Annotated in this window: 2 protein-coding genes; both read right to left on the minus strand. The window is 57.2% G+C overall.

Annotated features, from left to right (window positions below; all coding sequences use genetic code 11):
- Positions 1–725: 725 nt before the first annotated feature.
- Complete coding sequence (locus AC1D17_RS28695) at positions 726–1,157, minus strand: plasmid maintenance toxin (PemK-like) (protein ID WP_477568593.1); 432 nt, start codon at positions 1,155–1,157, stop codon at positions 726–728.
- Positions 1,144–1,422, minus strand: coding sequence for a type II toxin-antitoxin system Phd/YefM family antitoxin (locus AC1D17_RS28700; RefSeq protein WP_477568594.1), 279 nt, complete (start codon positions 1,420–1,422; stop codon positions 1,144–1,146). The genes AC1D17_RS28695 and AC1D17_RS28700 overlap by 14 nt, the downstream gene beginning before the upstream one ends.
- Positions 1,423–2,010: the final 588 nt, after the last annotated feature.

Genomic DNA, 2,010 nt, shown 5'->3' on the forward strand with positions numbered 1-2,010 from the left:
AGCCGGTCCTGCGGCAAATCTCCCGGATTGATAGACGCTCTCGAAAATGCCAGCGCCGGATCACGCTCAGTAACGCCATGTCGATCACTCCAGAGCCCCCGCTGAAACCACGCAGGGGACGGTTGAAACATGGGTCAATTCTCAATGGAAATATCTGGCTGCGCCGGGTCAGCTCTCAGTGGAAATCAACAACTGGCCGAATAAATCTTTATCCTGGCTACTTCCTCCTAAATAACGGATAACCCGCGACCGACTGCGTTCATCGAAAATTTGCACCGGAACCCTTAAACGAGTGGCCGGTGGTGATGAACGGAGGGAGCGCATGCCCAAACAAATTAGCCAACGCGGGCAGTTATTACTATCAGCAACCCTACAACCGCACCGCTCGTCGACGCCTGCTAACGACCGATAATGCCGGCTTATCGATCGTAACAGTTCAACAAGGCAGGAACGGCTGTATCATCGCCCGGAATCCTAAAAATAGCGTTTTCAAGACGCTGCGCCGTCTCTGAGCACGGCTCTTGCAGATTATTGGGGCTTGGCCCCAGGTGCCCCCTCCCCCGCCGCTGCAACCGCGCCCCTTCCCTAGCCCCGCCCCGTCTCAAGGCTTCTCGCTCGCACGCAGGCCGGCACGACGCTTTTTGTATGTTGTCGATGCCAGGAAAACGGTCGATCACTGCAAAGATTGCCGTTGCGCCGGTGATCAGCAAGATGTGCAAACGCTGTTACTCGCTGCGTGCCGTCGCGCGATGACGTTGTCCTCGCGCCAGTTCGACAAAGCGACGCTTGATCTCTTCAAACAGCGCCGGCGGTAAGGGTCCAAGGTAACCGGTCTCTGTGTCTGTGGGCCTCACATCTGGTCCCGGCCAGACAAACCGATTGCTCTCCGTCAAAACAATCCAAGATCGTTGATCGTCCAGTCCGAGGCGCCGCTTTGTGGCTGGCGGAATCTCGATCGCCTCTTTCGGATCAGAGGGCGGCAAATGCGTGATCGGCAAAACCCGTACGGCCGGTGTTCCATCGTCCAACGTCGCAACAATCGCCAACACTAGAGCCGGGCGATCCTTGTCGCCTTCCTCGCGCCCTTCGAGATGCTGCCAATGCCAGAGATACGAATACCGGAAGACCCAGCCGACCTTCGGTTCAGTCGGCAGCATGCTTGCCCTTCACCAGTTCGACATTGAGATGGTCAAGACCAGGCTCCATGTTCGACGCTTCGATGGCGGCAAGTTCCTCATCGTCGAGCGCCCCCGTCAGTTCCACCCGACGGTCCCGTTTCGCCAGGCGGAGATAATCCTCATAGGCGATCAAAACCGTACGCGGCCGGCCATTCTTGGTGATGATCACAGGCTCTCGAACAGCGGCATCTTGATAGGCCCCGAAATTCTTCGAAACCGCCGCGGCTGTAACAGTCGATGTCATGGCAGGACTCCTTTATTCCGGAATATACGGGATTTCCGTAACGCTTGCAAACACAAGTCGGAAATGGGGTAAACGAGATGACACAGAAGCCCACGACACCTGCAGRCAAACAAGACTACGAGTTCCGACGACAACGGCCGGCTGCCGCTCTGAAACTCTGGCTCACCGAGGCCGACATCGAGAAGGGGGCGGTAGCATTGATGCGGCGTGTAACTTTCCGGCGATATGTCAGCGCGTGGGCATCGGCGGACGCTTCCCCTCACATTCAACCTAAACGCCCCGACAACGCGCATGATCCAGTGCGGCCATCGGGTTCGGCTCCGTCTCAACCGAAGGCCGTGCGCTCCAATCCGGCTTGGCAACATCGATGCTTTGGTACTCACTTCAGCTGCCGATAGGCAAAGGGCGTCACACCCATGCCTGACTTGAAAGCGCGTGTCATTCGGCGACTCAAGCCCGCCTGGCAGCAGCAAAGGCACGGGGCAAAAAGCTAGGTCGTAGGACTGGCGAGCGGCCCAAATCAGACCGGTTGCTTCACAAAACAGCCAAGGTAACTTTCTCCCAACCCTTGTTTTGGAGACGATATGT

Source organism: Pararhizobium sp. P1_E7 (genome assembly GCF_056405855.1).

Coding starts and splice junctions, on each gene's coding strand:
- AC1D17_RS28695 (WP_477568593.1), bottom strand. CDS start 1,157: ATGCTGCCGACTGAACCGAAGGTCGGCTGGGTCTTCCGGTATTCGTAT.
- AC1D17_RS28700 (WP_477568594.1), bottom strand. CDS start 1,422: ATGACATCGACTGTTACAGCCGCGGCGGTTTCGAAGAATTTCGGGGCC.